1 protein-coding gene is annotated in these 964 nt (G+C 73.1%); it reads right to left on the minus strand.

Annotated features, from left to right (window positions below; translation table 11 throughout):
* On the minus strand, positions 1-964 hold a 964-nt coding region (locus HMPREF0731_RS21890; protein ID WP_007006440.1), incomplete at both ends, for a L,D-transpeptidase family protein.

The raw sequence follows: 964 nt of genomic DNA on the forward strand, positions 1-964 counted from the left end.
GCGGCGCTGGTCCAGCAGCCGCAGATAGGCCGCGTCCAGCCCGTAGATGTCGGAGAGCAGCCGCGCCTGGCCCTGCTCCACCACCACCGTGTCGTAATGCAGCCGCACCGGCCAGGCGCGCGGCAGGCTGAGGAAGCTGGTCTGCCGGCTGTCCAGCGCGCGCTGGGCGCGCTCGCGGTTCCAGCCGGGCACGCCCTCCAGCACCAGGTCGAGCAGCTCCATCGGCTGGCTCAGCCGGATGCAGCCGGAGGAGAGCGCACGGTCGGCGCGGCCGAACAGGTGGCGGTCCGGCGTGTCGTGCAGATAGATGTCGTCGCCATTCGGCATGACGAATTTCAGCCGGCCCAGCGCGCTGACATCGCTGGCATCCTGCCGCACGATATAGGGGAAGCGCTGCGGGTTCACCGAGGCCCAGTCGACCGTCATCGGATCGACCTCCACCCGCTCACCGCCGACCACGGTGAACAGGCGGAAGCCCTTCTCCATCATGGCGCGCGGGTCGCGGCGGAATTTCGGCAGCAGATCCTCGCGCGCATTGCGCTCGGGCACGCCCCAGGGCGGGTTGAACTGCACCGCCGTCATGCGCACGGCCAGCGGCGGCGTGGCCCGCGCCACCTTGCCGACGACGACATTCATCGCCGTCACCTGCCGCGCCCCGTCCATCACCCGCAGGCGGAATTCGGGGATGTTGACCTCGATGCGGCGGCCCGGCGCGGCGGCGCCGCGGCCACGGCGCTGGTCCATCGCGACGCGGATCTGCCCGACCACCGCCCCGGCCGGGCGGTTCATCAGGCGCTGGGTCATCGGGCCGACGCGGCCATCGACCTCCAGCGAATGGGCGGCCTGCCAGCGGCGCACGGCGGCCTCCAGCGGCGCGTCATACAGCGCGCCGCCATCCGGGGCGGCGGCCAGCTCGGCATCCTCGGCCGCCAGCCGGGCGCGCAGGGCGGGCACGCGCACCGCC

Origin of the sequence: Pseudoroseomonas cervicalis ATCC 49957 (assembly GCF_000164635.1) — a bacterium.
Taxonomy (GTDB): Bacteria; Pseudomonadota; Alphaproteobacteria; order Acetobacterales; family Acetobacteraceae; genus Pseudoroseomonas; species Pseudoroseomonas cervicalis.